The 25,946-nt window shown below is 73.4% G+C and carries 22 protein-coding genes and 2 riboswitches; of the genes, 16 read left to right on the top strand and 6 right to left on the bottom strand.

Going from position 1 to position 25,946, the window contains the following annotated elements; translation table 11 throughout:
* Nucleotides 1–56 precede the first annotated feature (56 nt).
* Entirely contained in the window at nt 57–965 is a 909-nt protein-coding gene (locus ACQFYA_RS17185) for a DUF3027 domain-containing protein (protein WP_499126180.1), read from the top strand.
* Nucleotides 962–4,144, top strand: a complete 3,183-nt coding sequence (locus tag ACQFYA_RS17180; protein ID WP_499126179.1) for a sacsin N-terminal ATP-binding-like domain-containing protein — start codon at nt 962–964, stop codon at nt 4,142–4,144. Before ACQFYA_RS17185 ends, ACQFYA_RS17180 begins: the two co-directional genes overlap by 4 nt.
* Nucleotides 4,145–4,154: 10 nt before the next feature.
* On the opposite strand, the gene ACQFYA_RS17175 is transcribed toward ACQFYA_RS17180, so the two are convergent.
* Complete coding sequence (locus tag ACQFYA_RS17175; protein ID WP_499126178.1) at nt 4,155–4,412, bottom strand: DUF2530 domain-containing protein; 258 nt, start codon at nt 4,410–4,412, stop codon at nt 4,155–4,157.
* Between the two features lie 225 nt (nt 4,413–4,637).
* Between ACQFYA_RS17175 and ACQFYA_RS17170 the strand changes: the two genes are divergently transcribed.
* The 4 genes from ACQFYA_RS17170 to ACQFYA_RS17155 all read left to right on the top strand — a co-directional run bounded on the left by ACQFYA_RS17170 (nt 4,638) and on the right by ACQFYA_RS17155 (nt 10,673).
* Nucleotides 4,638–6,143 carry a sugar transferase gene (locus ACQFYA_RS17170; protein ID WP_499126176.1) on the top strand — a complete coding sequence of 502 codons (1,506 nt, stop codon included), beginning with the start codon at nt 4,638–4,640 and terminating at the stop codon, nt 6,141–6,143.
* Between the two features lie 156 nt (nt 6,144–6,299).
* Nucleotides 6,300–7,763, top strand: coding sequence for an NCS2 family permease (locus ACQFYA_RS17165; RefSeq protein ID WP_499126175.1), 1,464 nt, complete (start codon nt 6,300–6,302; stop codon nt 7,761–7,763).
* An 81-nt stretch (nt 7,764–7,844) separates the two neighbouring features.
* Nucleotides 7,845–9,158: a UDP-glucose dehydrogenase family protein gene (locus tag ACQFYA_RS17160; RefSeq protein ID WP_499126173.1), complete on the top strand. Its 1,314-nt coding sequence runs from the start codon at nt 7,845–7,847 to the stop codon at nt 9,156–9,158.
* A gap of 168 nt (nt 9,159–9,326) precedes the next feature.
* Nucleotides 9,327–10,673, top strand: a complete 1,347-nt coding sequence (locus ACQFYA_RS17155) for an MFS transporter (protein ID WP_499126171.1) — start codon at nt 9,327–9,329, stop codon at nt 10,671–10,673.
* 49 nt (nt 10,674–10,722) lie between these two features.
* On the opposite strand, the gene ACQFYA_RS17150 is transcribed toward ACQFYA_RS17155, so the two are convergent.
* Nucleotides 10,723–11,559, bottom strand: a complete 837-nt coding sequence (locus ACQFYA_RS17150; protein WP_499126169.1) for an MHYT domain-containing protein — start codon at nt 11,557–11,559, stop codon at nt 10,723–10,725.
* Nucleotides 11,560–11,680: 121 nt separating this feature from the next.
* Nucleotides 11,681–12,847: a phosphoserine transaminase gene (gene serC / locus ACQFYA_RS17145; protein ID WP_499126167.1), complete on the bottom strand. Its 1,167-nt coding sequence runs from the start codon at nt 12,845–12,847 to the stop codon at nt 11,681–11,683.
* Nucleotides 12,848–12,991: 144 nt separating this feature from the next.
* On the opposite strand from serC, the gene ACQFYA_RS17140 reads away from it, so the two are divergent.
* The 5 genes from ACQFYA_RS17140 to ACQFYA_RS17120 all read left to right on the top strand — a co-directional run bounded on the left by ACQFYA_RS17140 (nt 12,992) and on the right by ACQFYA_RS17120 (nt 18,176).
* The gene (locus ACQFYA_RS17140; RefSeq protein WP_499126165.1) at nt 12,992–13,711 is read left to right on the top strand and encodes an iron-dependent transcriptional repressor DtxR; all 720 of its coding nucleotides are present in this window, start codon (nt 12,992–12,994) and stop codon (nt 13,709–13,711) included.
* Nucleotides 13,712–13,841: 130 nt separating this feature from the next.
* A riboswitch (cyclic di-AMP (ydaO/yuaA leader) is annotated at nt 13,842–14,019 on the top strand.
* Between the two features lie 3 nt (nt 14,020–14,022).
* The gene (locus ACQFYA_RS17135; RefSeq protein ID WP_499126163.1) at nt 14,023–14,814 is read left to right on the top strand and encodes a C40 family peptidase; all 792 of its coding nucleotides are present in this window, start codon (nt 14,023–14,025) and stop codon (nt 14,812–14,814) included.
* Between the two features lie 191 nt (nt 14,815–15,005).
* Nucleotides 15,006–15,195, top strand: a riboswitch (cyclic di-AMP (ydaO/yuaA leader).
* Nucleotides 15,196–16,002, top strand: a complete 807-nt coding sequence (locus ACQFYA_RS17130) for a C40 family peptidase (protein WP_499126161.1) — start codon at nt 15,196–15,198, stop codon at nt 16,000–16,002.
* Between the two features lie 168 nt (nt 16,003–16,170).
* Nucleotides 16,171–17,127 (top strand): universal stress protein, encoded by a 957-nt coding sequence (locus ACQFYA_RS17125; RefSeq protein WP_499126160.1) that lies wholly within the window; start codon nt 16,171–16,173, stop codon nt 17,125–17,127.
* Nucleotides 17,128–17,264: 137 nt separating this feature from the next.
* Entirely contained in the window at nt 17,265–18,176 is a 912-nt protein-coding gene (locus ACQFYA_RS17120; RefSeq protein ID WP_499126158.1) for a putative endonuclease domain-containing protein, read from the top strand.
* A gap of 76 nt (nt 18,177–18,252) precedes the next feature.
* On the opposite strand, the gene ACQFYA_RS17115 is transcribed toward ACQFYA_RS17120, so the two are convergent.
* Nucleotides 18,253–19,089, bottom strand: a complete 837-nt coding sequence (locus tag ACQFYA_RS17115; RefSeq protein ID WP_499126156.1) for an ABC transporter permease — start codon at nt 19,087–19,089, stop codon at nt 18,253–18,255.
* Nucleotides 19,086–20,135 (bottom strand): ATP-binding cassette domain-containing protein, encoded by a 1,050-nt coding sequence (locus ACQFYA_RS17110; protein ID WP_499126155.1) that lies wholly within the window; start codon nt 20,133–20,135, stop codon nt 19,086–19,088. Before ACQFYA_RS17110 ends, ACQFYA_RS17115 begins: the two co-directional genes overlap by 4 nt.
* A gap of 104 nt (nt 20,136–20,239) precedes the next feature.
* Between ACQFYA_RS17110 and ACQFYA_RS17105 the strand changes: the two genes are divergently transcribed.
* Nucleotides 20,240–21,631: a serine hydrolase domain-containing protein gene (locus tag ACQFYA_RS17105; RefSeq protein WP_499126154.1), complete on the top strand. Its 1,392-nt coding sequence runs from the start codon at nt 20,240–20,242 to the stop codon at nt 21,629–21,631.
* 46 nt (nt 21,632–21,677) lie between these two features.
* On the opposite strand, the gene ACQFYA_RS17100 is transcribed toward ACQFYA_RS17105, so the two are convergent.
* Nucleotides 21,678–22,448 (bottom strand): GntR family transcriptional regulator, encoded by a 771-nt coding sequence (locus ACQFYA_RS17100; protein WP_499126153.1) that lies wholly within the window; start codon nt 22,446–22,448, stop codon nt 21,678–21,680.
* 338 nt (nt 22,449–22,786) lie between these two features.
* Here ACQFYA_RS17100 and ehuB point away from each other — a divergent pair, with 338 nt between their 5' ends.
* Genes ehuB through ehuA form a run of 4 tightly spaced genes read left to right on the top strand, consistent with a single transcriptional unit; the run spans nt 22,787 to nt 25,928 of the window.
* Nucleotides 22,787–23,716: an ectoine/hydroxyectoine ABC transporter substrate-binding protein EhuB gene (ehuB, locus tag ACQFYA_RS17095; RefSeq protein WP_499126151.1), complete on the top strand. Its 930-nt coding sequence runs from the start codon at nt 22,787–22,789 to the stop codon at nt 23,714–23,716.
* A gap of 4 nt (nt 23,717–23,720) precedes the next feature.
* The gene (gene ehuC, locus ACQFYA_RS17090; protein WP_499126149.1) at nt 23,721–24,467 is read left to right on the top strand and encodes an ectoine/hydroxyectoine ABC transporter permease subunit EhuC; all 747 of its coding nucleotides are present in this window, start codon (nt 23,721–23,723) and stop codon (nt 24,465–24,467) included.
* Nucleotides 24,464–25,111, top strand: coding sequence for an ectoine/hydroxyectoine ABC transporter permease subunit EhuD (gene ehuD / locus ACQFYA_RS17085; RefSeq protein ID WP_499126147.1), 648 nt, complete (start codon nt 24,464–24,466; stop codon nt 25,109–25,111). The genes ehuC and ehuD overlap by 4 nt, the downstream gene beginning before the upstream one ends.
* Before the next feature lie 28 nt (nt 25,112–25,139).
* A complete protein-coding gene (gene ehuA, locus ACQFYA_RS17080) occupies nt 25,140–25,928 on the top strand; it encodes an ectoine/hydroxyectoine ABC transporter ATP-binding protein EhuA (RefSeq protein ID WP_499126145.1) in 789 nt (262 codons plus the stop codon).
* The last annotated feature ends 18 nt before the right edge of the window (nt 25,929–25,946 follow it).

Below are 25,946 nucleotides of genomic sequence, written 5' to 3'. Positions count from 1 at the left end.
CCCGCGCGACCGAGGGCCCGAGACGAGGACATGACGAGCACGAAGAGGACGACGACATGGTGACCGCTGCCGCTGACGCCCCCGCACGCACGACGCGGGTCAGCACCCGCGCGCGCAAGGACGCGGTGCTCCTGGGCGCCGTGGACCAGGCACGCGAGGCGGCGCAGGAGGGCGCGTCGTCGCCGTCGGACGTGGGCGAGCACCTGGGCGCGGTCGCCGAGGGCGAGCGCCTCATGTCGCACCGGTTCGCCGCGACGATGCCCGGCTACCGCGGCTGGCACTGGACCGTGACGGTGGCCCGCGTGCCGCGCGGGCGCACGGCCACGGTGTGCGAGGTCGAGCTGCTGCCCGGCGACGACGCCCTGCTGGCCCCGGCCTGGCTGCCGTGGTCGGAGCGCCTGCGCCCCGGCGACATCGGCCCCGGCGACACGCTGCCCTTCCGCGCGGACGACCCGCGCCTGGAGCCCGGCTGGAAGGCGACCGGCGACGAGGAGCTCGACTCCGTCGCGATCGACGAGCTCGCCCTCGAGCGCGAGCGCGTGCTGTCCCCGCAGGGTCGCGACGAGGCCGCCGAGCGCTGGTACCGCGGGTCGCGCGGGCCGACGGCCCCGGGCGCGGTCGCGTCGCCGGCGGAGTGCACCACCTGCGGCTTCCTGGTGCCGCTGCAGGGCCCGCTCGGGCAGCTCTTCGGCGTCTGCGCCAACGCGTGGTCGCCCGACGACGGCAAGGTCGTGTCCCTGGACCACGGCTGCGGCGCGCACTCCGAGACGGACGCGCCGCACCCGCCGAGCGACTGGCCCGCGGACGCGCCCCTCGTCGACGAGCACCGGGTGGAGGCCGTCACGGTCGCGCCGCGCGGTCGCCGGGCCGACACGGGGTCGGACCCCGGCACGACCGACGCCGCGGAGGCGACGGCAGAGGCGACGGAGGCGGAACCCGCTCCCGAGCGCCCCGACGCCGAGTGACGGGCGACGTCTTCGGGACCGGCGCGCTGCGGCTCGCGGTCACGGAGGCGTGGCTCGGGTCGGGCACGCGCTTCCGGGAGGACGCGAACGCGGAGGAGGACCACGCCCGCGGCTACTACCGGGACCGCGTGGTGGTCGAGCTCGCGCAGAACGCCGCGGACGCGGCCGCCCGCGCGGGGGAGCCGGGGCGCCTGCTGCTGCGCCTGGACGAGGACGCGGCCGCGGGCACCGCACGGCTCGTCGCCGCCAACACCGGCGACCCGCTGACGGCCGACGGCGTGGCCTCGCTCGCGTCGTTGCGGGCGTCGGCGAAGGGCTCGTCGGGCCCGGAGGTGGGCCGGTTCGGCGTCGGGTTCGCCGCCGTGCGCGCGGTGTCGGACGAGGTCGCCGTGCGCTCGCGGTCCGGCGGCGTGCGGTTCTCCCTCGCCGCGACCCGCGACCTGCTCGACGACGTCGCGCCGGAGGGCTCACCGCTGCGCGAGGCCTCCGACGGGCGCGGCGACGACCTGCCCCTGCTGCGGCTGCCGTTCCCGGCGCCGGCGCTGGGCGACGCCGAGGGGGACGCGGACGGGGCCGGATACGGCACCGTCGTGGAGGTGGTGCTGCGCGACGCCGACGCGGTGGAGTCGGTGCGCGCGCAGCTCGACGCCGTCGACGACGCCCTGCTGCTCGCCCTGCCCGCGCTCGCGAGCGTCGAGGTCGCGGCCGGCGGGCCCGCCCGCGTGCTGTCCGACCTCGACACCCGGTGGGCCGTGCTGCGGCGCACCGGCGAGGTCGGCGACGCCGTCGTGGCGGACCTGCCGCGCGAGCAGCGCCGCACCCGCTGGTCGGTCGCCTGGGCCGTGCCGCGCGACCAGAAGGTCGGCGAGGGGGCCGTGCTGCACGCGCCCACGCCGACCGACGTGCCCCTGTCGTTCCCGGCGCTGCTGGTGGCGTCGTTCCCGGTGGACCCGGGCCGCCGCCGCGTGCTGCCGGGGCCGCTGACCGACCTGCTCGCGGCCGAGGCCGGGCGCGCGTACGCGGGGCTCTTGGCCGACCTCGCGCCCGGGCGCGGCGCCGACGTGCTCGACCTCGTGCCCGGGGGCATGCCCGCCGGCGACCTCGACGCCGCCGTCCGCGACGCCGCGCTCGACGCCCTGCGGTCCGCGCCGCTCCTTCCCGCCCCGCACGGGCTCGGTGAGGGCGCCGCCGCCGAGGGCGAGCCCGTCGCGGTCGCCGTCGCCCCCGCCGACGCCACCGTGCTCGTCGGGGCCGCTGGCGACGACCCGCGCCTGGTCGCGGTGCTCGCCGGCGTCGTGCCCGGCCTGGTGGCGCTGACCACCGCGCAGCAGGGCGTCGCGCGCCGGCTGGGCGCGACGCCCACGACCCTCGCCGACGTCGTCGCCGACCTGCCCGGCGGGCTGCCCGCCGCCCGCTGGTTCGCGCTGTGCGAGGCCCTCGAGCCGTACGTCACCGACCCGGGAGTGGTCGAGGCGCTGGCCGGCGCGCGGGTCCCGCTCGCCGACGGGCGCACCGCGTCCGGCGTGCGGGGCACGGTCGTGCTGCCGGAGGACGACGACGACCCTGCGCTCGCCGCCGTCGCCCGCACCCTCGGGGTGCGGGTGGTGCACCCGGACGCAGCGCACCCCCTGCTGGTCCGGGCGGGCGCGTCGTCCACCAGCCCGCGCGCGCTGCTGGACGACGCCGGGGTCCGCGCCCTCGCGCTGGCGGCGGCGGAGGCGCTGCTCGACGGCGCGCCCGAGGTGCCGGAGGTGCCCGGCGCCCTCGGCGCGCCCACCCTGGTCGGCCCGGTGGACGTGAGCCCGCGCGAGGTGGTGCAGAACGTGCTCGCCCTGGCGCGGCTCGCGCACGCGGGCGGGGGCGAGGACTTCCCCTTCTGGCTGGGCGAGCTGCCCGTGCCCACGGAGGACGGGATGCGCCCCGCGCGCGAGGCCGTGCTGCCGGGGTCGTGGGCGGCGGACGCGCTGCCCGGCCTCGCGCCCGTCACGCGGGCGGCGCTCGCCTACTACCCCGCGCCGCTGCTCGTCTCCCTCGGCGTGCGGGCCGACCTCGGCGTCTACCGCGTCGCCGACGTGCTCACCCCCGACCCCGTGGATCCCGAGCCGGAGCGCGGCCCCGACGACCCCGCCGGCTGGCTCTCCGGCTGGGACGACTACCTGCGGTTCCTCACCGAGCGCGTGGGGCCCGGCGTCGACGTCGGGGACCTCGAGGCGGTGGCGGACCTCGACGCCGTGGTCGAGGGCGACGACGACGCCGACCACGACGCCGATCACGACGCGGATCACAGGGACGACGAGGCCGGAGACGCCGACGCGGTCGGCGGCGACGGCCCGTGGGCCGAGGCGCTCGCCCGCCTCGTCGCCGACCCTGCCGCACGCCGCGCGCTCGTGACGCCGGTGGCCGGCGCCCCGTCGTACACCGCCTGGTGGCTGCGCGACCGGCTCGGCGCGCCGTTCGCCGCGCACGACGGCGTCCCGCTGCTCCCGGCGGCGCCGCCCGCCGTCGCCGCCCTCGACCCCGAGGCACGGCGCGCGCTCGGGGTGGTGGACGGGCTCGGGCGCCTCGACCCGCTCGACTGGCCCGCCGCGCTCGACCGGCTTCCCGACGCCGGCACGTCGGTGCCGCTGCCCGTCGCGCTGGGCGTCTGGCGCGGGCTCGCGGGGCTGGCCGTGCGGCTCGCCCCCTCCGCCCGCCGGGACGCGTTGGACCCCCTGCCCGACCGGCTGCCCGCCCTCGACGCGAGCGACGTGGTCGTGCGCCGGGCCGACGACGTCGAGGTCGCGGGGACGGCGCGCTGGGCCGTGCTCGGCCCGGTGCTGCCCGTGCCCGAGGCTGAGGTCGCCGCTGTGGCGGACCTCCTCGACCTGCCCGTCGTGGGCGAGGACGGCCTGCCGTCCCCGGACGGTCCCGGGCGGGAGCAGGTGCTCGACGAGCGGGTGGCGGCCCTCGACCCGCGGCTGCCCGGCGTGTGGTTCGAGCACGGTCGCCTGTCCGTGGCCGGCAGCCCCGTGCCGTGGTGGGTGGACGCCGAGGGGCGCGCGCACGCCACCGACCGCGCGGGCCTCGCCGCCGCCCTCGCCGACGTGCTCGGCCGGCCGGACCGCGCCGCGCTGCTGGCCACCGTGCTCGCCGCGCCGGAGCGCGCCGCCGAGCTGTGGGTCGCCACCGCCTGGGGCTGACCCGCTCCCCTCAGTCCTCGCCGCGGTACTCGCGCCGGTGCTTGCGCTCCCACAGCAGGCCGGCGCCGCCGAGCAGGATGCCCACGACGCAGGTCACGACCACCTCGGCGCGCGTGCTGGCCGTCAGGTAGAGCACGAACGTCACCACCAGCGCGACCGTCCACGCGGCGATCCCGCCGAGCATCACGCGCCGCAGGTCCACGCGCAGGGGCGGGGGGCCGGGACGGCGCTCCTCGGGGTGGGTCAGGAGGCGGACGAGCGAGGGCACCCCCGCAGTCTAGGGCCCGGGCCGGTCGTGTCCCGAGGCACCCTCGCCGTGACGCGGAGGGGCGGCTGAATATCGGGTGAAAGTCCAGGTCAGAGGGTGAAAATGCGCTCGGGTGAAAGCCGGGGTGAAAGGCCCCTCCGGACCTCTCCGCGGGGCCCGCGCGCTCCTACCTTGGTGAGGCAGCCGTGCGAGGGCACGGCATCCGACCGGAGGAAGGAGGCCGCCGTGATCACCATCCCGGAGACCGGCCAGCCCCTCCGGTCGCGCACCGCCGCCGTCCGCGCCGCCCGCCTCCGGGAGGTGCGCGAGTCGTTCCGTGCCGGCTCCTGGCAGTCGGCCTACCGCCGCCGCCTCCTGCGCACCGACCTCGTGGTCGTGGTCGTCGCGGCCCTCGTCGCCGCGCTGGCGCGCGGCGCCGTGCACGACAGCGTGACGCCGACGGTGCTCGGCGACCAGGTGCTCTCCGCCGTCGTGCTCGTCACGACCTGGCTCGGCAGCCTCTGGGCGACCCGCGCGTACGACGTGCGGGTCTTCGCGTCCGGTCCGGCCGAGTACCAGCGGGTCTTCGACGCGTCGTGGCGGCTCGTCGCCCCGCTCGCGCTGCTCGCGCTGCTGGCCGCGCGGCCCGGCGTCTCCACGTTCCTCCTCGTGGCCGTCCCGACCGGCGTCGTCTCCCTGCTGGTGGGCCGGTGGCTGTGCCGCAGCTGGCTGCACCGGCAGCGCCGGGTGGGCGGGTGCGTCACCCTCGTCCTCGCGATCGGCCTGCGGGACCAGGTGGAGCGCCTCGTCCACGAGCTCAACGACCGCTCGTCCGGCTACCGCGTGGTGGGCGTGTGCGTGCCCACGTCCGACGACATCCGGCCCGGCGAGGAGATCCTCGGGGTGCCGGTCCTCGGCGACCTGCGCACGGCCGGCACGATGGCGACCCAGGTCGGCGCCGACTGCGTCGCGGTCAGCGGCTCGGACACCATCACGGCGGACGTCGTGCGCCGCCTCGGCTGGGAGCTCGAGCCCGCCGGCGTGGACCTCATGCTCACCGCCGAGCTGGCCGACGTCGCCGGCCCGCGCATCACCATCACCCCCGAGCAGGGCATCTCGCTGCTGCACGTCGACGCGCCGCGGTTCACCGGGCCCCGGTACGTGCTCAAGTCGGTCGTCGACTGGACGGGCGCGGCGCTCATCACCCTCCTCCTGCTGCCCCTGCTGGCCGTGATCGCCCTCGCCGTGCGGCTCACCAGCGCTGGGCCGGTGCTGTACACGCAGGACCGGGTCGGTCGCGACGGCCGCACCTTCCGGATGCTCAAGTTCCGGTCCATGCGGGTCGGGGCCGACCGGGAGCACGCGCTGCTCGCCGAGCAGAACGACGGCGCCGGCGTGCTGTTCAAGCTGCGCGACGACCCGCGCGTCACCCGGGTGGGCAAGGTGCTGCGCCGGTACTCCATGGACGAGATGCCGCAGCTGTTCAACGTGCTCGCCGGGCGAATGTCGCTCGTCGGCCCGCGGCCGTCGCTGCCCGCCGAGGTGTCGCAGTACGAGGCCCGCGTGCGGCGCCGCCTGCGCGTCAAGCCCGGCCTCACCGGGCTGTGGCAGGTGGGCGGCCGGTCCGACCTCTCCTGGGAGGAGGGCGTGCGGCTCGACGTCTACTACGCCGAGAACTGGACCGTCTTCGGCGACCTGCTCATCCTCGCCCGCACGGCGAAGGCCGTGGTGACGGGGCGCGGGGCGTACTGAGCCGGCTCTCGGCCGACCGCGCGGAGTGACGTGCGTCCCGGGCAACCACCCGGGCGGGGCGTGGACCTGCGAGGACGTGCGTCGCGCGTGTGAACTCGTCGTCACGATGTGGCAACGACGCCGGTGGCCTTCACACGGTCTGCCATCATTCTGCCCATGGCGAACCAGACCACCGCGCCGCCGCAGGGCGACCTGAGCGCGATCGACCGCTTCTTCAAGATCACCCAGCGGGGCTCCACCATCGGCGCGGAGATCCGCGGCGGCCTGGTGACGTTCTTCGCGATGAGCTACATCATCGTGCTCAACCCGCTGATCATCGGCACGGTGCAGGACGGCACCGGTCAGGTGCTCGGCGGCGGGGCCGAGGCCACGCCCGAGACGCTCGGGATGGTCGCGGCCGCGACGGCGCTCGTCGCCGGCGTCGCGACGCTCGTCATGGGCGTCTTCGCGAACTACCCCCTCGGCCTGGCCGCGGGCCTCGGCCTGAACGCCGTCGTCGCGTACTCGATCGCCAGCCTGCCGAGGGTCACCTGGGCCGACGCCATGGGCCTGGTCGTGATCGAGGGCATCATCATCCTGATCCTGGTGCTCACCGGGTTCCGGGAGGCCGTGTTCAAGGCCGTGCCCATCGAGCTCAAGACGGCGATCAGCGTCGGCATCGGCATGTTCATCGCGCTCGTCGGCCTCGTGAACGCCGGCTTCGTGGTGCCCGGGGAGGGCACGATCGTCGCGCTCGGCAACCTCGGCACGTGGCCGATCGTCGTGTTCGTCGTCGGCCTCGTCCTCACCATCGTGCTGTTCGTGCGCAAGGTCCGCGGCGCGATGCTCATCGCGATCATCACGGCGACGGCGCTCGCGGTGGTGCTGGAGAACGTGCTGCACATCGGCACCAAGGGCGGCGGCAACCCGAACGGCTTCAACCTCAACGCCCCCACGTTCAACGGTGTGGTCACGACGCCGGACCTCGGCCTGATCGGCCAGTTCTCGCTGCTCGGCTCGTTCCAGAACATCGCCGCGGTGTCCGTGGTGCTCATCGTGTTCTCGCTGCTCATCGCGGACTTCTTCGACACCATGGGCACGATGGTCGCGGTCGGCGCGGAGGGGAAGCTGCTCGACAAGGAGGGCAACCCGCCCCGCACGCGCGCGATCCTCGTCGCGGACTCCGTGGCCGCCATCGCGGGCGGCGTGGGCAGCACGTCGTCCAACACCGCGTACGTGGAGTCGACGACGGGCGTGGGCTCCGGCGCGCGCACCGGCCTCGCCGCGGTCGTCACCGGCGTGGCCTTCCTGGCGGCGACGTTCCTGTCGCCCGTCGTGGCCCTCGTGCCCTACGAGGCCGCCGCGCCGGCCCTCGTCTTCGTGGGCTACCTGATGATGGCGCAGGTCGCGGGCATCTCGTGGCGCAACGTGGAGATCGCCATCCCGGCGTTCCTCACGATCATCCTGATGCCGTTCACCTACTCGATCTCCGACGGCATCGGCGCCGGGTTCATCGTCTTCGTGATCATCAAGCTCGCGCTCGGCAAGGTGCGCCAGATCCACCCGCTCATGTGGGTCGCCGCGGCCATGTTCGTCGTGTACTTCACGCTCGACCCGATCCAGACCGCGCTCGGCCTCTGAGGTCCGCCCGGCGCCCCGGTGGGACTGCTCCCACCGGGGCGCTAGCGTGTGCCCGGACGCTCGACGAAGGGCAGGACAGCCGTGCAGATCTCGGTGATCGGTCTCGGATACCTGGGCGCGGTGCACGCCGCGAGCATGGCGAGGCTGGGGCACGACGTCGTCGGCGTCGACGTCGACCCTGCGCGGGTGGACGCCCTCGCGGCCGGCAAGGCCCCGTTCTTCGAGCCCGGCCTGGACGAGCTGCTGGCCGAGGTCACGGCTTCCGGGCGGCTCACGGTGTCGACGGAGATGTCCGCCGTCGAGGGTGCCCGGGTGCACTTCGTGTGCGTCGGCACGCCCCAGCGCCGTGACGGGCAGGCGGCCGACCTCTCCTACGTCGACGCGGCGGTCGACGCGCTCGTCGCCCACCTCGCACCGGGCGACGTCGTCGTGGGCAAGTCGACCGTCCCCGTGGGGACCGCGCAGCGCCTGGCCGCCACGGTCGCGACGGCCCGGCCGGGCGCCGCGCTGGTGTGGAACCCGGAGTTCCTCCGCGAGGGCTTCGCCGTGCAGGACACGCTGCACCCCGACCGGCTCGTCTACGGCGTGCCCGACGGCGCGGCGGGGGAGCGGGCGGCCGCGGCGCTGGACGAGGTGTACACCGCGCTGCTGGCCGAGGACGTGCCGCGCATCGTCACGGACTACGCGACGGCCGAGCTGGTCAAGGTCGCGGCCAACTCCTTCCTCGCCACCAAGATCTCGTTCATCAACGCGATGGCGGAGCTCTGCGAGGTCGCCGGGGGCGACGTCGCGCGCCTGGCCGACGCGATCGGCTACGACGCCCGCATCGGCCGCCGCTTCCTCAACGCCGGGCTCGGGTTCGGCGGCGGCTGCCTGCCCAAGGACATCCGCGCGTTCCGGGCCCGCGCCGACGAGCTCGGCGCGGGCGACGCCGTGGCGTTCCTCGGCGAGGTCGACGCCATCAACAACCGCCGGCGGGCACGCATGGTCGATCTCGCCGCCGAGGTGCTGGGCGGCATGGTCGAGAGCGCCGAGGTCACGGTGCTGGGCGCGGCGTTCAAGCCGGACAGCGACGACGTGCGGGACTCGCCCGCGCTCGACGTCGCGGCGCGCCTGGCCGAGCTGGGCGCGGCCGTAACGGTGCACGACCCCCAGGCGATCGACAACGCCCGCGCCAAGGAGCCGGGGCTGCGCTACGAGCGGGACCTCGAGGAGGCGCTGGCCGGCGCGGACGCCGTCCTCCTGCTCACCGAGTGGCGGCAGTACCGCGAGCTCGACCCCGAGCGGGTGGGCGCGCTCGTCGCGCAGCGCACGGTGCTGGACGGCCGCAACGCGCTGAGCCGCACGGCGTGGACGGCCGCGGGCTGGCAGTACCGCGCCCTCGGCCGCCGCTGACGGCGCCCGCGCGAGACCTCCCGACGCCGCTCCGCGGCGTGCGCCGCGTCACTCCCCGGGTGGGGAATAGAACGATTCGATAGTCTGTTGCCCACGTCGACGACCCACCCCCAGGAGAAGGAGACACGTGTCCCCCGCGAGCGACCGACCCACCGGGGGGCTCGCCCGATGAGCGCCACCTTCTCCTCCCTGAAGTACACGAACTACCGCATCTGGTTCGCGGCCGCCCTCGTCGCCAACGTCGGCACGTGGATGCAGCGCATCGCGCAGGACTGGATCGTCCTCACGGACCTCAGCGACGACTCCGGCATCGCCGTCGGACTGACCACGGCGCTCCAGTTCGTGCCGTTCCTCCTGCTGTCCCCGTGGGCCGGCGTGCTCGCCGACCGGCTGCCGCGTCGGCGCCTCCTCATGGTCACCCAGGGCGGCATGGGCGTGCTCGCGCTCGCCCTCGGCGCGCTCGTGCTCTCCGGCCGCGCGGAGCTGTGGCACGTGTACGTGTTCGCCCTGCTGCTCGGCGTCGTCTCCGCGCTCGACAACCCCGCCCGACAGACCTTCGTCGCCGACATGGTGCCCGCCGACAAGCTGCCCAACGCCGTGGGGCTGAACAGCGCGTCGTTCAACGCCGCCCGCCTCATCGGCCCCGGCGTGGCCGGCCTGCTCATCGCCGCCGTCGGCGCCGGCTGGGTCTTCATGATCAACGGCGTCACGTTCGGCGCGACGATCGCCGCCCTCGCGCTGATGCGCGTGCGCGAGCTGCGCCCGCAGCCGGCCGCCCCCCGCGCCAAGGGACAGATCCGCGCGGGCGTGCAGTACGTGCGGCGGCGCTCCGACATCGTCGTGATCATGGTCGTGATGTTCGTGGTCTCGACGTTCGGCCTGAACTTCCAGCTCACCTCCGCGCTCATGGCGCGGGTCGAGTTCGGCCGCGGAGCGAGCGAGTACGGCATCCTCGGCTCGGTGCTGGCGATCGGGTCCCTCGCGGGGGCGCTGCTGGCGGCGCGGCGGGACCGCCCGCGGGTGCGCCTCGTCATCGGCTCCGCGTTCGCCTTCGCGATCTCGACGGCGGTGCTCGGCCTCATGCCCACCTACCCGGCGTTCGTCGTGGCGTGCATCCCGGTCGGGCTGTCGTCGCTCACGATGATGACGGCGGCGAACAGCGCGCTCCAGGTCTCCACGGACCCCGTGATGCGGGGCCGGGTCATCGCGCTCTACGTGATGGTCTTCCAGGGCGCGACGCCGATCGGGTCGCCGATCGTCGGCTGGATCGGCGAGGCGTGGGGACCTCGCTGGTCGATCCTCGTGGGGTCGATCGCGACCTTCCTCGTCGCGTCCGCGGCGACCGCGTGGGCCGTGCGCCGGTGGCACCTGCGGGTGCGGTACCGCGTGCGGCGGCGGCCCCACCTCGAGGTCGTCTACCTCGACCGGGAGGTGCTGCAGGGCGTCACCACCCGCGACGGCGTGCGCCGCGAGCTGAGCCGGGCCGACGCCGAACGGGTGCCCACCTCGGCCTGACCGGCCGTCGCGGGCGCGCGGCGGAGCGCCCGACGTCAGGGGCGCGAGGTCAGCGGCGCGACGCGACCGGCTCGTGGCGCGCGGCGTGCCGCGTGGCCGGTTCGGTGCTCCCGCGTGCCCGGCGCCGCTGCCGCGCCTCGAACTCCTGCTGGTCGCGCATCTCCTCCTCGGTGGGCCACATGAGCACCACGAAGATCAGGGCCACCGTGAGCGCCGCGATCCCGAGGATGAGGGGCCCGAGCAGGTCGATCGCGGTGGTGCCGCTCGTGGGCACCCCAGGCTTCCCGGTGATGGTCAGCGCGGCCATGCCCGTGTAGTGCATGCCGCTGACCGCGACGCCCATGATGAGGGCGGCGCCGAGGGTCGCGGGGCGGCCGCGCACGTTCGCGCTGAGCCACAGCGCGGCAGCGGCCGCGACGATCGCGATGAGCACGGAGAGCCCCACGATCGGCAGCGAGAACTCCATGTGCCCGGTCATCCGCATGGCGGCGATGCCCATGTAGTGCATCGCCGCGACGCCGAGCCCGGCGACGATGCCGCCGGAGACCAGCCACAGCGGGCGGTCACCGCCGAAGCCGACGAGGAACAGCCCGATCGCGACGACCACCACGGCGACGAGCGCGCTGAGGACCGTCTGGGGCACGTCGTAGTTGATCGGCATGTCGGTCACCGTGAAGCCGAGCATCGCGATGAAGTGCATCACCCAGACGCCGGTACCGCCGATCGCGAACGACGCGACGAGCAGCCAGACCGCGCGCGTCTTGTTGTCGGTCGCGGCGCGGGCGCGCGAGGTGGCCGACAGGCCCGTCGCCGCGCCCAGGCAGGACGCGACGTACGCGAGCAGCGGGGTGATGATCCCGTACGTGAAGTGGTGCATCTCCGGCATGCGCGGCCTCCCGGCGTCCTCGCCCCATTTGTGACGAGGCGGCACGTTATCAGCCCGTGACATAGTGGGTGAAAAGTGCCCCCTGATCTGGGCAGATGCCGGCGCGTTTCGCGGGACCGGGTCAGCCGAGGCGCTCCACCACGTGGTCGACGCACACGGTGAGGGCGCGCACGTCGTCGGGCTCGACGGCGGGGAAGACGCCCACACGCAGCTGGTTGCGGCCGAGCTTGCGGTAGGGGAACACGTCCAGCACGCCGTTCTCCCGGAGCACCCGGACGACCGCGGCCGCGTCGATCGCGTCGTCGAGGTCGACGGTCGCCACGACGGTCGACCGCTCGGCCGGGTCGGCCACGAACGGCGTCGCCCAGTCCCGGGCGTCGGCCCAGCCGTACACGACGCCGGCGGACTCCGCGGTCCGCGCGCTCGACCAGGCGAGGCCGCCCTGCGCCAGCAGCCACTCGACCTGCTCGGCGAGCAGCACGAGCGTCGCGACGGCCGGGGTGTTGAGCGTCTGGTCGAGCCGGGAGTTGGCGAGGGCGGTCGTCAGGGAGAGGAACTCCGGAACCCAGCGGCCCGTCGCCGTCCCGGCGCTCGCCTCCACGCGCTCCGCCCGCTCGACGGCGGCGGGGGAGCAGACCGCGAGCCACAGGCCGCCGTCGGCGGCGAAGACCTTCTGCGGCCCGAAGTAGTAGACGTCCGTGTCGGCGACGTCGACCGGCAGTGCGCCCGCCCCCGAGGTGGCGTCCACGAGCAGCAGCGCGCCGTCGGCGCGCGCGTCCTGCACCTGGCGCACCGGCGCCATCGCGCCGGTGGACGTCTCGTTGTGCGGGGTCGCGTAGACGTCCACGTCGTCCGCGCGCACCAGGTGGGCCACCGTGCCGGGATCGGCGCGCACGACGTGGGGGTCGGCGAGGAACGGCGCGCGGGTCGTCGCGGAGGCGAACTTGCCGCCGAACTCCCCGAAGACGGCGTGCTGCGTACGGCGCTCGACCAGGCACGCGGCCGCGATCTCCCAGAAGGCCGAGGAGCCGCCGTTGCCGAGCGCCACCTCGTACCCGTCGGGCAGCGCGAACAGCTCGGTGAGCCCGGCGCGCACGCGGCGCACGAGGTCCTTGACCGCCGGCTGCCGGTGCGAGGTCCCCAGGACCGGGGCCGCCGGGTCGCCCGCCGCCGTCAGCGCGGCGACCTGGGCGGGCCGCACCTTGGAGGGGCCGGAGCCGAAGCGACCGTCGCCCGGCAGGAGCGACGGGGGGATGACGAGGGTCGGCGGTGTCGGCGCGGCGGGCATGGGGTCTCCGGTTCCGTGCGGGAGCGGCGGGGCGTCGGTGGGGCAGGGCAGTATGGCGCGGGGCACGCGCACGACGGCGCCGCGCGACCCGCCTGCGCCCACGCGTGCGAATAGACTAGGCCGCGCCGAACGACGGGAGTGGACGTGACCGACCTGATCGACACCACGGAGATGTACCTCAAGACGATCTACGAGCTCGGTGAGGAGGGCATCCCCCCGCTCCGTGCACGGATCGCGGAGCGACTGGGCCACTCCGGGCCCACGGTGTCGCAGACGGTCGCGCGCATGGAGCGTGACGGGCTCGTCGTCGTCACGGGGGACCGGCATCTCGAGCTCACGCAGGCGGGGCAGGCCAAGGCCACCCGCGTGATGCGCAAGCACCGGCTCGCCGAGCGACTGCTGACGGACGTCATCAAGCTCGACTGGGAGCACGTGCACACCGAGGCGTGCCGCTGGGAGCACGTGATGAGCGATCTCGTGGAGAAGCGGCTCGTCACGCTGCTCGACCACCCGCACGCCGATCCCTACGGCAACCCGATCCCGGGCCTGTCGGAGCTGGGGGAGCAGTTCAAGGACGTGCCGTTCCTCGAGGGCGTGCAGTCCCTGCCCGCCGTGCTCGCCGCGGGGCGGGTCGCGGGCGGTGCGGACGGCGACGCCGTCGACCTGGTCCTGCAGCGCATCGCCGAGCCCCTCCAGGTGGACATCGAGCTGCTGGCACGCCTCGCCGAGTCCGGCATCGTGCCCGGTGCCCAGATCACGGCCCGGGCGGCCGGGGACGACGTGACGGTCGAGGTCGAGGGGTCCGGCGTCGCGCTGGACCTCCCGGAGGAGCTGGCCAGGCACCTCTTCGTCGCGAGCCGCTGACCAGCGTCGCGATCCCCGGGCGGGGCGGCACGCCACATCGTGACCGCAGCGTGACATCCCCGGTGCTCTTCCGGTACGGTCGGGGTCGCTCGCCGGAGTTCATCCGGCGGGCGCTCGACCGGGCGCCGAATCCTGCCGCCGGCCGAGCTCCACGGACATCCGCACGGCAGGAGCGGGGGACCCACTTCGGGCGTCGGTGACGACGTCCTCGGGGTGAAGCCGGAAGGGCCCGGACACGGGCGTGGACGGCCGGGTGTTTCTCCCACCCGAACCCGACAGCTGACCTCGCAGGCGACAGGAGAGGTAGACACGTGAGCGCACGCACGAACCACGGCCGGCACCGCGCCGCCCGTCGTCCGATCGCCCTCGCCCCGACCGGGGTAGCCGGTCGCCGCGTGGCCGTTGCCGCCGCCGCCGGTGGCCTCCTGGTCTCGTCCTTCGCCAGCGCGAGCGCCGCCCAGGCCGCGCCGGTCGACAACGACGCCGCCAACAAGCTCAGCACCGTCGATCTCGGTGCCCTCACCGACCAGGCTCGCGAGGCCCTCGAGGCCGCGCCGGTCGTCACCGTCGACGCCAAGGCGAAGGTCGACGTCGAGAAGGTCACCGCGAAGATCGTGGCCGACGCCGAGATCACGCCGGCTCCCGAGCCCGAGCCCGAGCCGGTCGTCGAGGAGGTCGTCGCCGACACCACGTCCGACGTCGCCTCCCGCACCACCGACACGGCGTCCCGCTCCGAGGAGCGCGAGGCTGTCGAGGTCCCCGCGTCGGCCAACGGCTCGGCGATCGTCTCGATCGCGATGCGCTACGTGGGCGTCCCCTACGTCTCGGGCGGCACCAGCCCGTCCGGCTTCGACTGCTCGGGCCTGACGCAGTACGTCTACGGCCAGGCCGGCATCAGCCTCCCGCGCACGTCGTCGGCGCAGCGCTACGCCGGCACGGTCGTCTCCGCCTCCGAGGCGCAGGCGGGCGACCTCATCTGGACGCCGGGTCACGTCGCGATCTACGCCGGTGACGGCATGCAGATCGACGCGCCGAAGCCGGGAGACGTCGTCAAGTACCGGGCGATCTGGCAGTCCAACCCCACCTTCATCCGCGTCGGCTGAGTCCGTCCGACACGGTCGAACGAAGCCCCGCTGCGCAGTTGCGCGGCGGGGCTTCGTCATGTGTGGAAAAAGGCGCTGACCTGCACGAACGAAGAGTGACCGAGGTCATGCACAGGGCCCCGTGATCGAAACGTGACATTGCCGTCCGCGTCCGCTACGGTGTCAACCACTCGGCGGTGACCCGTCGAGTCTCGACCGGAACGCCGAGCCCTGCCACCGGTCGAGCACGCAACCGCACGGCAGGGGCGGGGGACCCACTTTTGGGCGCTGTTCCGACAGCGTCCTTGGGGTGAAGCCCCACGGACCCAGGTCCGTGAGGCCGGGTGATTTCTCCCACCCGAACCCGACAGCTGACCTCGTAGGCGACAGGAGAGGGAACACGTGAACGCACGTACCACGCGCGCCCGGCACCGTGCCGCGCGCCGTCCGCTCGGCGGGCTCGTCAGTTCGACGGTCACCGGTCGCCGGGCCGTCGTCGTCGCCGCCGCCGGCGGTCTGCTCGTCTCGACCTTCGCCAGCGCGGGTGCCGCGCAGGCGGCCCCGGTCGACCACGACGCATCCAAGAAGCTCAGCACGGTCGACCTGGGCTCCCTGAGCGACCAGGCCCGCCAGGCGCTCGAGGCGGCCCCGGTCGTCACGGTCGAGAGCAAGGCGAAGGTCGACGTCGAGTCCATCAGCAAGAAGATCGCCTCCGAGGCGGAGATCATCCCGGCGCCGGAGCCCGAGCCGGAGCCCGTCGTCGAGGAGGCCTCCACGACGGAGACGGTCTCGCGGACCACGGAGACCGTCTCGCGGAGCGCCGAGCGCACGGAGGCGCCGGTCGAGTCCGTGTCGTCGGACTCGTCGCGCGGCGCACAGGTCGTCTCGATCGCCCAGCGCTACATCGGCACGCCGTACGTCGTGGGCGGGTCCAGCCCGTCCGGCTTCGACTGCTCGGGTCTCGTCGCCTACGTGTACGCGCAGGTCGGCGTCAGCCTCCCGCACCAGTCGAGCGCCATCCGCGACGCGGCGAACACTTCGGTGATCTCCGCGTCCGAGGCTCAGCCGGGCGACCTCATCTGGTCGCCGGGTCACATCTCGATCTACATCGGCGGCGGCCAGCAGATCGACGCCTCGCGTCCCGACGGCTGGGACACCCGCGTGCGCGACATCTGGCAGTCGAGCCCGGTGTTCCTGCGCGTGAGCTGACCACCGCGCCGAGCATCGCGCCGAGAAGACCCCCGCACCCGCCACGGGTGCGGGGGTCTTCTCGCGCCGGTGCGCTTTGCTGGGACTTGCGCCTACCTTTCGCTACGCTTGAACCGGGCGCCCTCGACGACGAGGGCGGACTCCTCGCCAGCGAACAGGAGGCGCGAGATGACACGGCCTGAGGTCGTCCTGGTAGGTGTCGACGGCTCTGCAGCAAGCCTGCACGCCCTCGACTGGGCCGCCGCGTACGCGCGGCGGGTGGGTTGGGCCCTGCACGTCGTCTGTTCGTACTCCCTGCCGTCGTTCACGGCCGCGTCGCTCGACGGCGGGTACGCGGCGCTGGACGACACCGCGATCCAGGAGGGCGCCAAGGCGGTGCTCGCCGAGGCGGAGGAGCGCGTCGCCGCGAGCGGCGTGCCGGTGACCGGCACGGTCGCGACGGGGGACGCCGCCGGGGTGCTCGTCGAGCTGTCCCGGGACCACGCGCTCGCCGTCGTGGGGACGCGCGGCAAGGGCGGTTTCACGGAGCGCCTCCTGGGCACCGTCTCCTCGGCCCTCCCGGCGCACGCGCACTGCCCGACGGTCGTTGTGCCGTACCGCGGCGGCGATCCCGACGCGGCCACACTGGAGCGGCGGGACGGCGACGCCGTGCACGAGGTGCGCCGGATCGTCGTGGGCGTCGACGGCTCGCCGTCGGCCGAGGTGGCGCTGAAGCACGCCGTGGCGCAGGCGAGCGCGTGGGACGCGGAGCTCGTCGCCGTCGCGGGCGTCCCGCTCGGCGGGGGCGCCGGCATCCTCGCCTGGCTGCCGTCGCAGATCGACCACGAGACCGTGCTCGCCGACGTCAAGGCGGGCCTCGACGTGACCGTCGACCGTGCGCAGGCCGCGAACTCCGGCGTCACGATCAAGCGCCACGTGCTCGACGGCACGGGTGCCGAGCTCCTCACCGAGTTCTCCACCGGGGCGGACCTCATCGTCGTCGGCTCCCGCGGGCGCGGTGGCTTCCGCGGCCTCCTCCTCGGGTCCACCAGCCAGGCGGTGCTGCACCACTCCGCCTGCCCGGTGCTCGTCGTGACGCGCAAGTGCGACGAGGAGCTCAGCGAGGACCCCGCCGACGCCGCCTGACACCGAAGCGCTGTGGGTACGAAAACGGCGAGAATCCCGTCGGGGATTCTCGCCGTTTTCGTACCCACAGCGCTTCGGGGCGGGATGCCTGTGGATGAGCGCCGACGCCGGGGTGCCGACGGTGCCATCGTGCGGGCATGGCGCGCCGATCACTGATCGCCCTCGAGGAGCTCCCGTCCGAGCCGTTCGCGGTGGCGGACGCACTGTCGACAGGCGTCCCCCGGCATCGCCTGCGTGCCGCAGACGTCGAGGCGCCGTTCCACGGCATCCGCACCACGTCGCCGCTCGGTGGCCTGGCCGACCGCTGTCGTGCGCTGTTGCCGGCCCTCGGAGCGACCTGCGCGTTCAGCCACGGGACAGCCCTGAGCCTGCTCGGCGTGGAGCTCCCATGGACGCTCGAGGGGGACGACCGGCTGCACGTCGTCACGTCGGACGAGTCGGAGCGGCTGCGCCGGGAGGGTGTCGTGGCACATCGATCACGACAGTCGTTCCTCGACGTGGTCGACCTGGACGGCATCCCTGTGACGACGGCAGCGCAGGCGTTCGTGCACGTCGCCGTGGGCCTGCGACTGCCGGACGACGTGGTGGTCCTGGGGGACGCGATGATGCGCCGGCAGCAGGCGCACACCACCGTCTCCGAGATCTCAGGGCTCGCCGAGCGCACTCGGAAGGTCAAGGGCATCACGCAGGTCCGCGAACAGATCGAGCGCATGCGTCCGGGGACGGACTCGTCGCCCGAGACCCGTACGCGCCTCGCCCTCGTGGACGGGCACCTTCCCTGCCCTCGGGTGAACGAGGTCGTGCTCGCGCACGACGGCACGTACGTGAAGCGGGTCGACCTGACGTATCCGGGACTGAGGATCGCGGTCGAGTACGACGGCGATCAGCACCGCACGGACAAGGCACAGTGGCGAGAGGACGTCCGCGCGCGCCGCAGGCTCGAGGAGCTCGGCTGGATCGTGATCGTCGTCGTCGCCGACGACCTCCGAGATCCTCGAGCGCTGGTGGCTCGTGTCCGTGCGGCCATCCGATCACGCGCCCGTGCCTGACGTGTGGGTACGACGATGGCGAGAATTCCGTCGGGAATTCTCGCCATCTTCGTACCCACACGCAGGGGCGGGGCGGTCAGTGGCGGGTGCGGTACAGACGCATGGTGATGGGGCCGAGGACGCCGGTGAGGACCACGGAGGCGACGAGCACCCAGACGATCTCGCCGCTGTCGGGCTGGCCGCCCATGAGCCCGCGGATCGCGGTGACGACGTGCGTGACCGGGTTGATCTCGACGAACCGTTGCAGGGCGGCGGGCATGGTGGACGGGTCGACGAAGATGTTCGACGCGAACGTCAGCGGCATGAGGACCATCATCGACACGCCCATCACGGCGTTCGGGGTGCGCAACAGCAGGCCCAGGATGGTGAAGATCCAGCTCAGCGAGAACGCGAAGACGAGCAGGAGCAGCACGCCGAGCACCACGCCGACGAACCCGCCCTCGGGCCGGAACCCGAGGATCAGGCCGAGCCCGATCGTCATGACCGACGCGATGGAGTAGCGCACGGTGTCGCCGAGCAGCGCCCCGACGATGGGCGCCGGCCGCCAGATCGGCAGCGACCGGAACCGGTCGAAGACGCCCTTGGTGATGTCCGTGTTGAGCGTGTAGCCCGTGTACACGGTGACGATCACGATGGTCTGCACGAGGATGCCCGGCAGCAGGAACTGGATGTACGCGGAGGTCGAGCCCGCCAGCGCGCCACCGAACAGGTAGGTGAACATGAGCGTGAAGATCACGGGGGAGACCAGCACGTCGAACAGCTGCTCGGGCACGTGCTTGATCTTCAGCAGAGCCCGCCAGCCGAACGTGAGCGTCATCGCGACGGCGGACGGCCGTGCGGGGCGCTCGGTGAGCGCGACGGCCTGCCGCAGCGTGGTGGTCGTGATCTCGGCCGCGTCGGCGGACGTGGTCATCGGGACACCTCCTGGGCGTCGGCGGGCTGTGCCTCGGCGTCGTCCTCGGCCGGGAGCGGCTTGCCCGTGATGGTGAGGAAGACCTCGTCGAGGCTCGGCTGGCCCAGCGTGAACTCGGGCACCGCGATGCCGGCCTCGCCGAGCGCGGGCAGGAGCCGGGCCACGGCCTCGGCGCAGTCGTCGGGCACCCGCGCCGTGAGCGCGTACGGGTCGGTGGGCAGGGTGGGCTCCGCCCCGAGGAGCTTCTCGACGACGCTGGCCGCGGCCGCGCGCTGGGTCGCGTCCGCCAGGCGGATCGACACCGCGCCCTGCCCGACGGACCGCTTGAGCTCGGTGGACGTGCCCTCCGCGATGACGGTGCCGTGGTCGATGACGGCGATGCGGTCGGCGAGCTGGTCGGCCTCCTCGAGGTACTGGGTGGTGAGCAGCACGGTGGCGCCGTCCGCGACGAGCACGCGCACGATGTCCCACACCTGGTTGCGGCTGCGGGGGTCGAGGCCCGTGGTGGGCTCGTCGAGGAAGAGCACGCGCGGCGCCAGCACGAGCGAGGCGGCCAGGTCGATCCGTCGTCGCATGCCGCCGGAGTACGTCTTGACCTGGCGGGCGCCGGCGTCGGAGAGGCTGAACGCCTCGAGCAGACCCTCGACGCGCCGCCGCGCGGACGTCCCCGTGAAGCCGTACAGGCGGGCGAGCATCAGGAGGTTCTCGGTGCCGGTCAGGTCCTCGTCGACGGAGGCGTACTGGCCGGTGAGCCCGACGGCGCTGCGCACGGCGTCGGCGTCGTCCACCACGTCGTGCCCGAGCACGCGGGCGGTCCCCGCGTCGGGCCGCAGGAGGGTCGCGAGCATCCGCACGACGGTGGTCTTGCCGGCGCCGTTCGGGCCGAGGAGGCCGAAGACGCTGCCGGTCGGGATCTGCAGGTCGACGCCGTCGACTGCCTTGGTGACCTGCTTGCGGGTGGTGAAGTGCTTGACGAGGCCGCGCGCGTCGACGGCGAGGTCGTCGAGCGGCGGACGGGGGTCGTGGTGGGTGGGCGGGTCGGACATGGGAGCTCCCGGGGTCGCCTGGGGTGACGTGCGTCACCTCCCAGGCTAGGACGTCCCTCCGACGCCGAACTCATCGCAGGATCGCGCCGTGACAGGGTGGCCGCATGACCGCTGAGCCCCTGACGCCGGACCTGCTGGACCCCTCCGCCCTCGCGGCCTGGGTCGCGACCCAGGCGGGGTACGCCCGCGTGCCTGGCGTCCAGTACGCCGTCCGTGTGGGCGACGACCTCGTGCTCGACGGCGCGTGGGGCGTCGCCGACGTCACGACCCGCGAGCCGCTGCGCACCGACCACGTGTTCCGGGTGGCGTCGCACTCCAAGACGTTCACGGCGACGGCGGTGGCGCGGCTGGCCGAGCGCGGCGCGCTGCGGCTCGACGACCCGTTCGACGCGCACCTCCCCGAGCTGGAGGGCGTCGCCGTCGGCCGCGTGACGCTCCGGGAGGCGCTCGGCCACACGGGCGGGGTGCTGCGCGACGGCCGCGACGCCGACTTCTGGCAGCTCGGCGCGCCGTTCCCCGACCGCTCCGGCCTGCTCGCGGCGGTCCGGTCGGGCGGACCTGTCCTGGGGCGCGGCGAGGTCTTCAAGTACTCGAACCTCGCCTACGGCCTGCTGGGGCTCGTGGTGGAGGCCGTGACGGGAGCGTCGTTCGGGGCGCACGTGCGGGACGACCTGCTCGGGCCGCTCGGGCTGGCCGGTACGTCGCCCGAGCTCGACGACGCCCCGGCCGTCGTCGGCCACTCCGCCCTCGGCGTCGCGGATGACGGACGGCTGCCGGTGGCCCCCGTGGCCACGGGCGCCCTCGCCGCGGCGACCGGGTTCTGCTCGACGGCGTCGGACCTGACGCGCTGGTTCGCCGCGCACCTGGACGGCTCCGACCTGCTGCGCCCCGAGACCCGCCGCCTGCTGCAGCGCGACGAGTCGGCGATCGACCGCCCGCACGCCCGCCCGCGGCGGTACGGCCTCGGCTTCGAGGCGCGCGAGATCGAGGGCCGCCGCGTCGTGGGGCACGGCGGCGCGTTCCCCGGCCAGCTCAGCCGGACCTGGGCCGACCCCGCGGGGCGGGTCGTCGTGTCGGTGCTGACCAACGCCGTCGACGCCCCGGCCGACACCGTCGCGACCGGCCTGTTCGCGCTGGTGGCGACCGCCCTCGACGCCGGCGCTCCCGGGTCGGCCGAGGAGCTCGCGGCCCTCGACCGCCGCACGGGCCGGTTCGCCAACCTCTGGGGCCTGACCGACGTCGTCCGCCTCGGGCGGGAGCTGTGGCTGGTCGACCCGCGCCGTGAGGACCCGCTGGCCGGGGCCGAGCGCCTCGTCGTGGACGGCGACGCGCTGCGCCTCGCGGCGCTCCCCGGCTTCGGCGCCCCGGGCGAGCCGGTGGAGGTGCTCGCCGGCGACGACGGGCGACCCGCCGCGATCGTCGTCGGCGGGCTGACGTCGTGGCGCGCGGACGACTACGAGCGCGAGCGGCGCACCCAGCTGGCCCGGCTCGGCTGACGCGACGTACGCGGCTGACGCGACGTACGCGCCACGCTCCGCGGCGTCAGGGCTCGGGGAAGGTCGGGGTGATCGGCTCGAGGCGGGGCGCCGGGGAGGGCCGGGGCTCGTCGAACGTCTCGACCTCGATGGTCTCGGGCGCGAGCAGCCGGGCGACCGCCTCGTCGAGGTTGGTCCGGATGGCGGCGACGAGCCCGTCCGCGTCCCGCGCCTCGAACCGCTCGACCAACTCGACGTGCGACTCGGCGGCGTCCTTGCGCACGGCGTAGTCCTCGCTGAGCGTGAAGCTCGCGATGCGGACCTCCACGATGAGGGTGGTCATCCAGCGCAGCAGCCACGGGTTGTCGGCCGCGGCGACGAGCGTCCAGTGCACGTTGAGGTCCGCGTCGCCCACCCGGCGCGCGTCCTCGCTGCGCTCGGCGGCCACGAGGGCGTCGTGGGCGGCGCGCACGGCCGCGAACTGCGGGGGCGCGGCGCGCTCGACGGCCAGGGGTGCCGCGGACGTCTCGACGATCGCGCGCGCCTCGTACAGCGACCGCACCCGGTCGGCGCCGACCCGCACCACGCTGAGCCCGCGGCCCGGGACGGAGCGCAGCAGGCCCTCCTGGACGAGCCGTTGCGCGGCCTCGCGGAACGGCCCGCGGCTGACGCCGAGCTGGCCCGACATCTCGACCTCGCGGATGGGCGACCCCACGGGCAGCGCCCCCGAGTAGACGGCGTTGCGCAGCTCGACGGTGATGAGGTCGACCGTCGACGGCCGTGTCACCGGCGACAGGAACGGCGCGCTGCCGACGGGGACCCGTGACGACGGGGTCATCTGCTCTCCTTCCAGGGGGTCGGGGACCGCCCCGACGGGACACATCATCCCGTGAAACGGCCCTCCGGCCAGATCGTGACCCTCTTGTGACCAGGCCATGACTGCACTTTTCGGGCATCCCGACGCCCTTCGCCGCAGCCGTCGGCCCGCTCGGCACTGCTCTGACCTGCGATGTCATGGTGCAGGAACGCCTCCAGGCGGCGCGCCCTCCGTGATTGTAGACAATCCGACATGTGGATACATAGATTGTCGTAGCGTCGGCATCGCGGCTACGGTGTCGCACCGTCCAGACCTATCGCCCGGCGCGAACCCTCGCCGGGCCACGAAGGGAGACACCCGTGTCGTCCACCAGGACCACGAGGCGCCGCCGGGCGTTCGTCGCTGCCGGCTCCGTCCTCACCATGACCGCACTGGCCGCCTGCTCGAGCGTCGACAACGGCGGTTCCGGTGACGGCGAGGGCTCGACGCTCCAGAGCATCAAGGACGCCGGCACGGTCACCGTCGCGTTCAACGGCGAGAAGCCGTACAGCTACGAGGACGGCGGCGAGCTGACCGGCGCGACGATCGCGCTCGACAAGGAGATCTTCGGGGCGCTCGGTGTCGACGACGTCGAGGGCGTCCAGACGGAGTGGAACTCGCTCATCCCGGGGCTCAACGCCGACCGCTACGACACCGTGAGCGCGGGCATGTCGATCCTGCCGGACCGCTGCGAGCAGGCGGCGTTCGCCGAGCCGACCATCATGTACACGACGGCGTTCCTGGTGCCCAAGGGCAACCCGGACAAGCTCACCGACTGGCAGTCGGTGGAGGGCTCCGACCTCACCATCGCCGTCACGAGCGGTGCGATCGAGGACGGCTACGCCAAGGACACCGGCGTCAAGACGATCACGGTCGGGGACTCCACCGACGGGCTGAACGCCGTCGTCACGGGCCGCGCCGACGCGTTCGCGCTGACCGGCATCTCGATCCGCGCGCTCGCGGACAGCACGGACGAGGACGTCGAGGCGACCGACGCGTTCGTCGCGACCATCAAGGGCGTGCCTCAGCTCGGCGCCGGCTCCGAGGTCTTCCGCAAGGGCGACACCGAGCTGCTCGACGCCTACAACAAGGAGCTCGCGAGGTTCACGGGCGACAAGGACAAGTGGCTCGAGGTCATGGAGCCGTTCGGGTTCACCGAGGCCGAGTTCCCGCCCGACGGTCTGACCGCGGAGATGCTCTGTGACGGGGACCTGAAGAAGATTTCCGACGAGCTGGGGCTGGAATCCTGACCGCATGTCAGATGATCTCCAGTCACTGATCGACAGTCTTCCCGACCTCGGCGCCGGGGTCCTCGTCACCCTCGAGATGACCCTGGGTGGCGCCCTCGTCGCGATGCTCGTCGCCCTCGTCCTGGGCTTCGGCTCGCACACGCGCTCACTGTGGGTGCGCGGGCCGTCCCGCGTGGTGATCGAGTTCTTCCGGGGCACCTCACTGGTGGTCCAGGTCTTCTGGATCTACTACGTCCTGCCCCAGCTCGGCTTCAAGATGGAGGGGATCGCCGTCGCGATCCTCGCCCTGGGACTCAACTACGGGGCTTACGGCGCCGAGGTCGTGCGCGGCTCCATCGTGTCCGTCCCGACCGGGCAGTGGGAGGCCGCGACGGCCCTCAACCTGGGCTGGTTCCACAAGGTGCGTCGGGTGGTGTTCCCACAGGCCTGGGCGCTGATGCTGCCCCAGTTGGCCAACCTGCTGATCCAGCTCGTCAAGGGTTCGGCGCTGGCCTTCTACATCTCGCTGCACGACGTGTACTGGTGGACCGACCAGCTCCAGCGGGAGACGCGGGACACGTTCTTCAGCTTCGGGGCCGGCCTCATCGTCTACTTCGTCATCTCCTACGTGCTCACGTGGGGCATGAACTGGCTCGAGGAGCGTGCCAAGCGTCGCCTCGGCCGCGGCACGCGCCCGCGTCTGCGTGACGTCTTCGGCCTCAAGCCCGGGGTGCCGTCCGAGATCGCCGCAGTGAAGGGGGGAGTGGCATGAACGAGAACAGCCTGTGGGACTGGAACGTTGCGTGGGACGTCCTGCCCTCGCTGCTGCGTGGCCTGGTCGTCACGATCGAGGCCACGGTCGTGGGCATGATCATCGCCTCGATCCTGGGCCTGTTCATCGCCCTGGCGATGCGGGCGCCGACCCGGTGGGTGCGAGCCCCGCTGCGGCTCGTCGTCGACTTCATCCGCATGACGCCGCTGCTGGTGCAGCTCGTGTTCGCGTGGCTGCTGCTGGTCGACGTCCCGCCGCTCGTCATCGGGTTCGGCGTGCTGGGCGTGCACTACGCCACGTACATGTCCGAGGTGTACCGCGCCGGCATCGAAGCGGTGCCGCAGGGGCAGTGGGAGGCCGCCACGGCGCTCAACCTCCCGCGGTCGCGGACCTGGTTCGCGATCATCCTGCCGCAGGCCATCCGTAAGACCCTGCCGGGCCTGGGGAACTACGCGGTCTCGATGTTCAAGGAGACCCCGTACCTCTTCGCGATCACCGTCGTCGAGATGTACCAGGCCGCGCAGGACTACGGTGCGAACACGTTCTCGTACATCGAGCCGCTGACGATGGTGGGCCTGCTCTTCCTCATCGTGAGCTACCCGACCTCGTTGCTGGTGCGCCGGATGGAGATCCGCCTTGCCTGACCCGACGACCTCCGCTGGGAGCCAGACCATGACCAACACCTCGAACGGCACCCCTGCCATCGAGTTCCGCGACGTCGTCAAGCGGTTCGGTGACAACGTCGTGCTCGACAAGCTGAACTTCTCGGTCGCCCAGGGTGACCGCGTGACCCTGATCGGCCCGTCGGGATCCGGCAAGACGACGATCCTGCGCCTGCTGATGACGCTCGAGGAGGCGAACGGCGGGCTCATCCTCATCGACGGCGACCCCTACACGCATGAGTACAAGGGCGACAAGTGGGTCGAGATCTCGGAGAAGCGCCGCCGTGTGGTGCGCAACCGGGTCGGGATGGTGTTCCAGCAGTTCAACCTGTTCCCGAACATGACGGTGCTGGAGAACATCATCGAGGCGCCGGTCCACGTGCTCGGCAAGTCGAAGGCGGAGGCCATCACCCGGGCCGAGCAGCTGCTCGAGCAGGTCGGGATGTCCGAGAAGCGCGACTTCAAGACGAACCAGCTCTCGGGCGGTCAGCAGCAGCGCGTCGCCATCGCGCGGGCGCTGGCGATGGACCCGGAGATCCTGCTGCTGGACGAGGTCACCTCGGCGCTCGACCCGGAGATCGTCGCCGACGTGCTCGGCGTGCTCCGCGAGATCGCCGAGACCACGGACATCACGATGCTGCTGGTCACGCACGAGATGCAGTTCGCGCGGGAGGTCTCCAACCGGGTGCTCATGTTCGACGGCGGGCAGATCGTCGAGGAGGCGGACCCCGAGACGATGTTCACCGACCCCAAGCACGAGCGCACGCAGGAGTTCCTCAAGGCCGTCCTCGGCCGCTGATTCTCCGAGGCCGAACAG

The sequence above is a fragment of the Promicromonospora sp. Marseille-Q5078 genome (assembly GCF_050315395.1).
Taxonomy (GTDB): domain Bacteria; phylum Actinomycetota; class Actinomycetes; order Actinomycetales; family Cellulomonadaceae; genus Isoptericola.
This window is presented reverse-complemented; position numbering and strand designations above follow the sequence as displayed.

Excerpts from the sequence above, each read along its gene's own strand:
- ehuA (WP_499126145.1), top strand. The coding sequence starts at position 25,140 with ATGACCAACACCTCGAACGGCACCCCTGCCATCGAGTTCCGCGACGTC.
- ACQFYA_RS17155 (WP_499126171.1), top strand. The coding sequence starts at position 9,327 with ATGAGCGCCACCTTCTCCTCCCTGAAGTACACGAACTACCGCATCTGG.
- ACQFYA_RS17165 (WP_499126175.1), top strand. The coding sequence starts at position 6,300 with ATGGCGAACCAGACCACCGCGCCGCCGCAGGGCGACCTGAGCGCGATC.
- ACQFYA_RS17110 (WP_499126155.1), bottom strand. The coding sequence starts at position 20,135 with ATGTCCGACCCGCCCACCCACCACGACCCCCGTCCGCCGCTCGACGAC.
- ehuC (WP_499126149.1), top strand. The coding sequence starts at position 23,721 with ATGTCAGATGATCTCCAGTCACTGATCGACAGTCTTCCCGACCTCGGC.
- ACQFYA_RS17115 (WP_499126156.1), bottom strand. The coding sequence starts at position 19,089 with ATGACCACGTCCGCCGACGCGGCCGAGATCACGACCACCACGCTGCGG.
- serC (WP_499126167.1), bottom strand. The coding sequence starts at position 12,847 with ATGCCCGCCGCGCCGACACCGCCGACCCTCGTCATCCCCCCGTCGCTC.
- ACQFYA_RS17105 (WP_499126154.1), top strand. The coding sequence starts at position 20,240 with ATGACCGCTGAGCCCCTGACGCCGGACCTGCTGGACCCCTCCGCCCTC.
- ACQFYA_RS17120 (WP_499126158.1), top strand. The coding sequence starts at position 17,265 with ATGGCGCGCCGATCACTGATCGCCCTCGAGGAGCTCCCGTCCGAGCCG.
- ACQFYA_RS17100 (WP_499126153.1), bottom strand. The coding sequence starts at position 22,448 with ATGACCCCGTCGTCACGGGTCCCCGTCGGCAGCGCGCCGTTCCTGTCG.
- ehuD (WP_499126147.1), top strand. The coding sequence starts at position 24,464 with ATGAACGAGAACAGCCTGTGGGACTGGAACGTTGCGTGGGACGTCCTG.
- ACQFYA_RS17125 (WP_499126160.1), top strand. The coding sequence starts at position 16,171 with ATGACACGGCCTGAGGTCGTCCTGGTAGGTGTCGACGGCTCTGCAGCA.
- ACQFYA_RS17150 (WP_499126169.1), bottom strand. The coding sequence starts at position 11,559 with ATGCCGGAGATGCACCACTTCACGTACGGGATCATCACCCCGCTGCTC.
- ACQFYA_RS17185 (WP_499126180.1), top strand. The coding sequence starts at position 57 with ATGGTGACCGCTGCCGCTGACGCCCCCGCACGCACGACGCGGGTCAGC.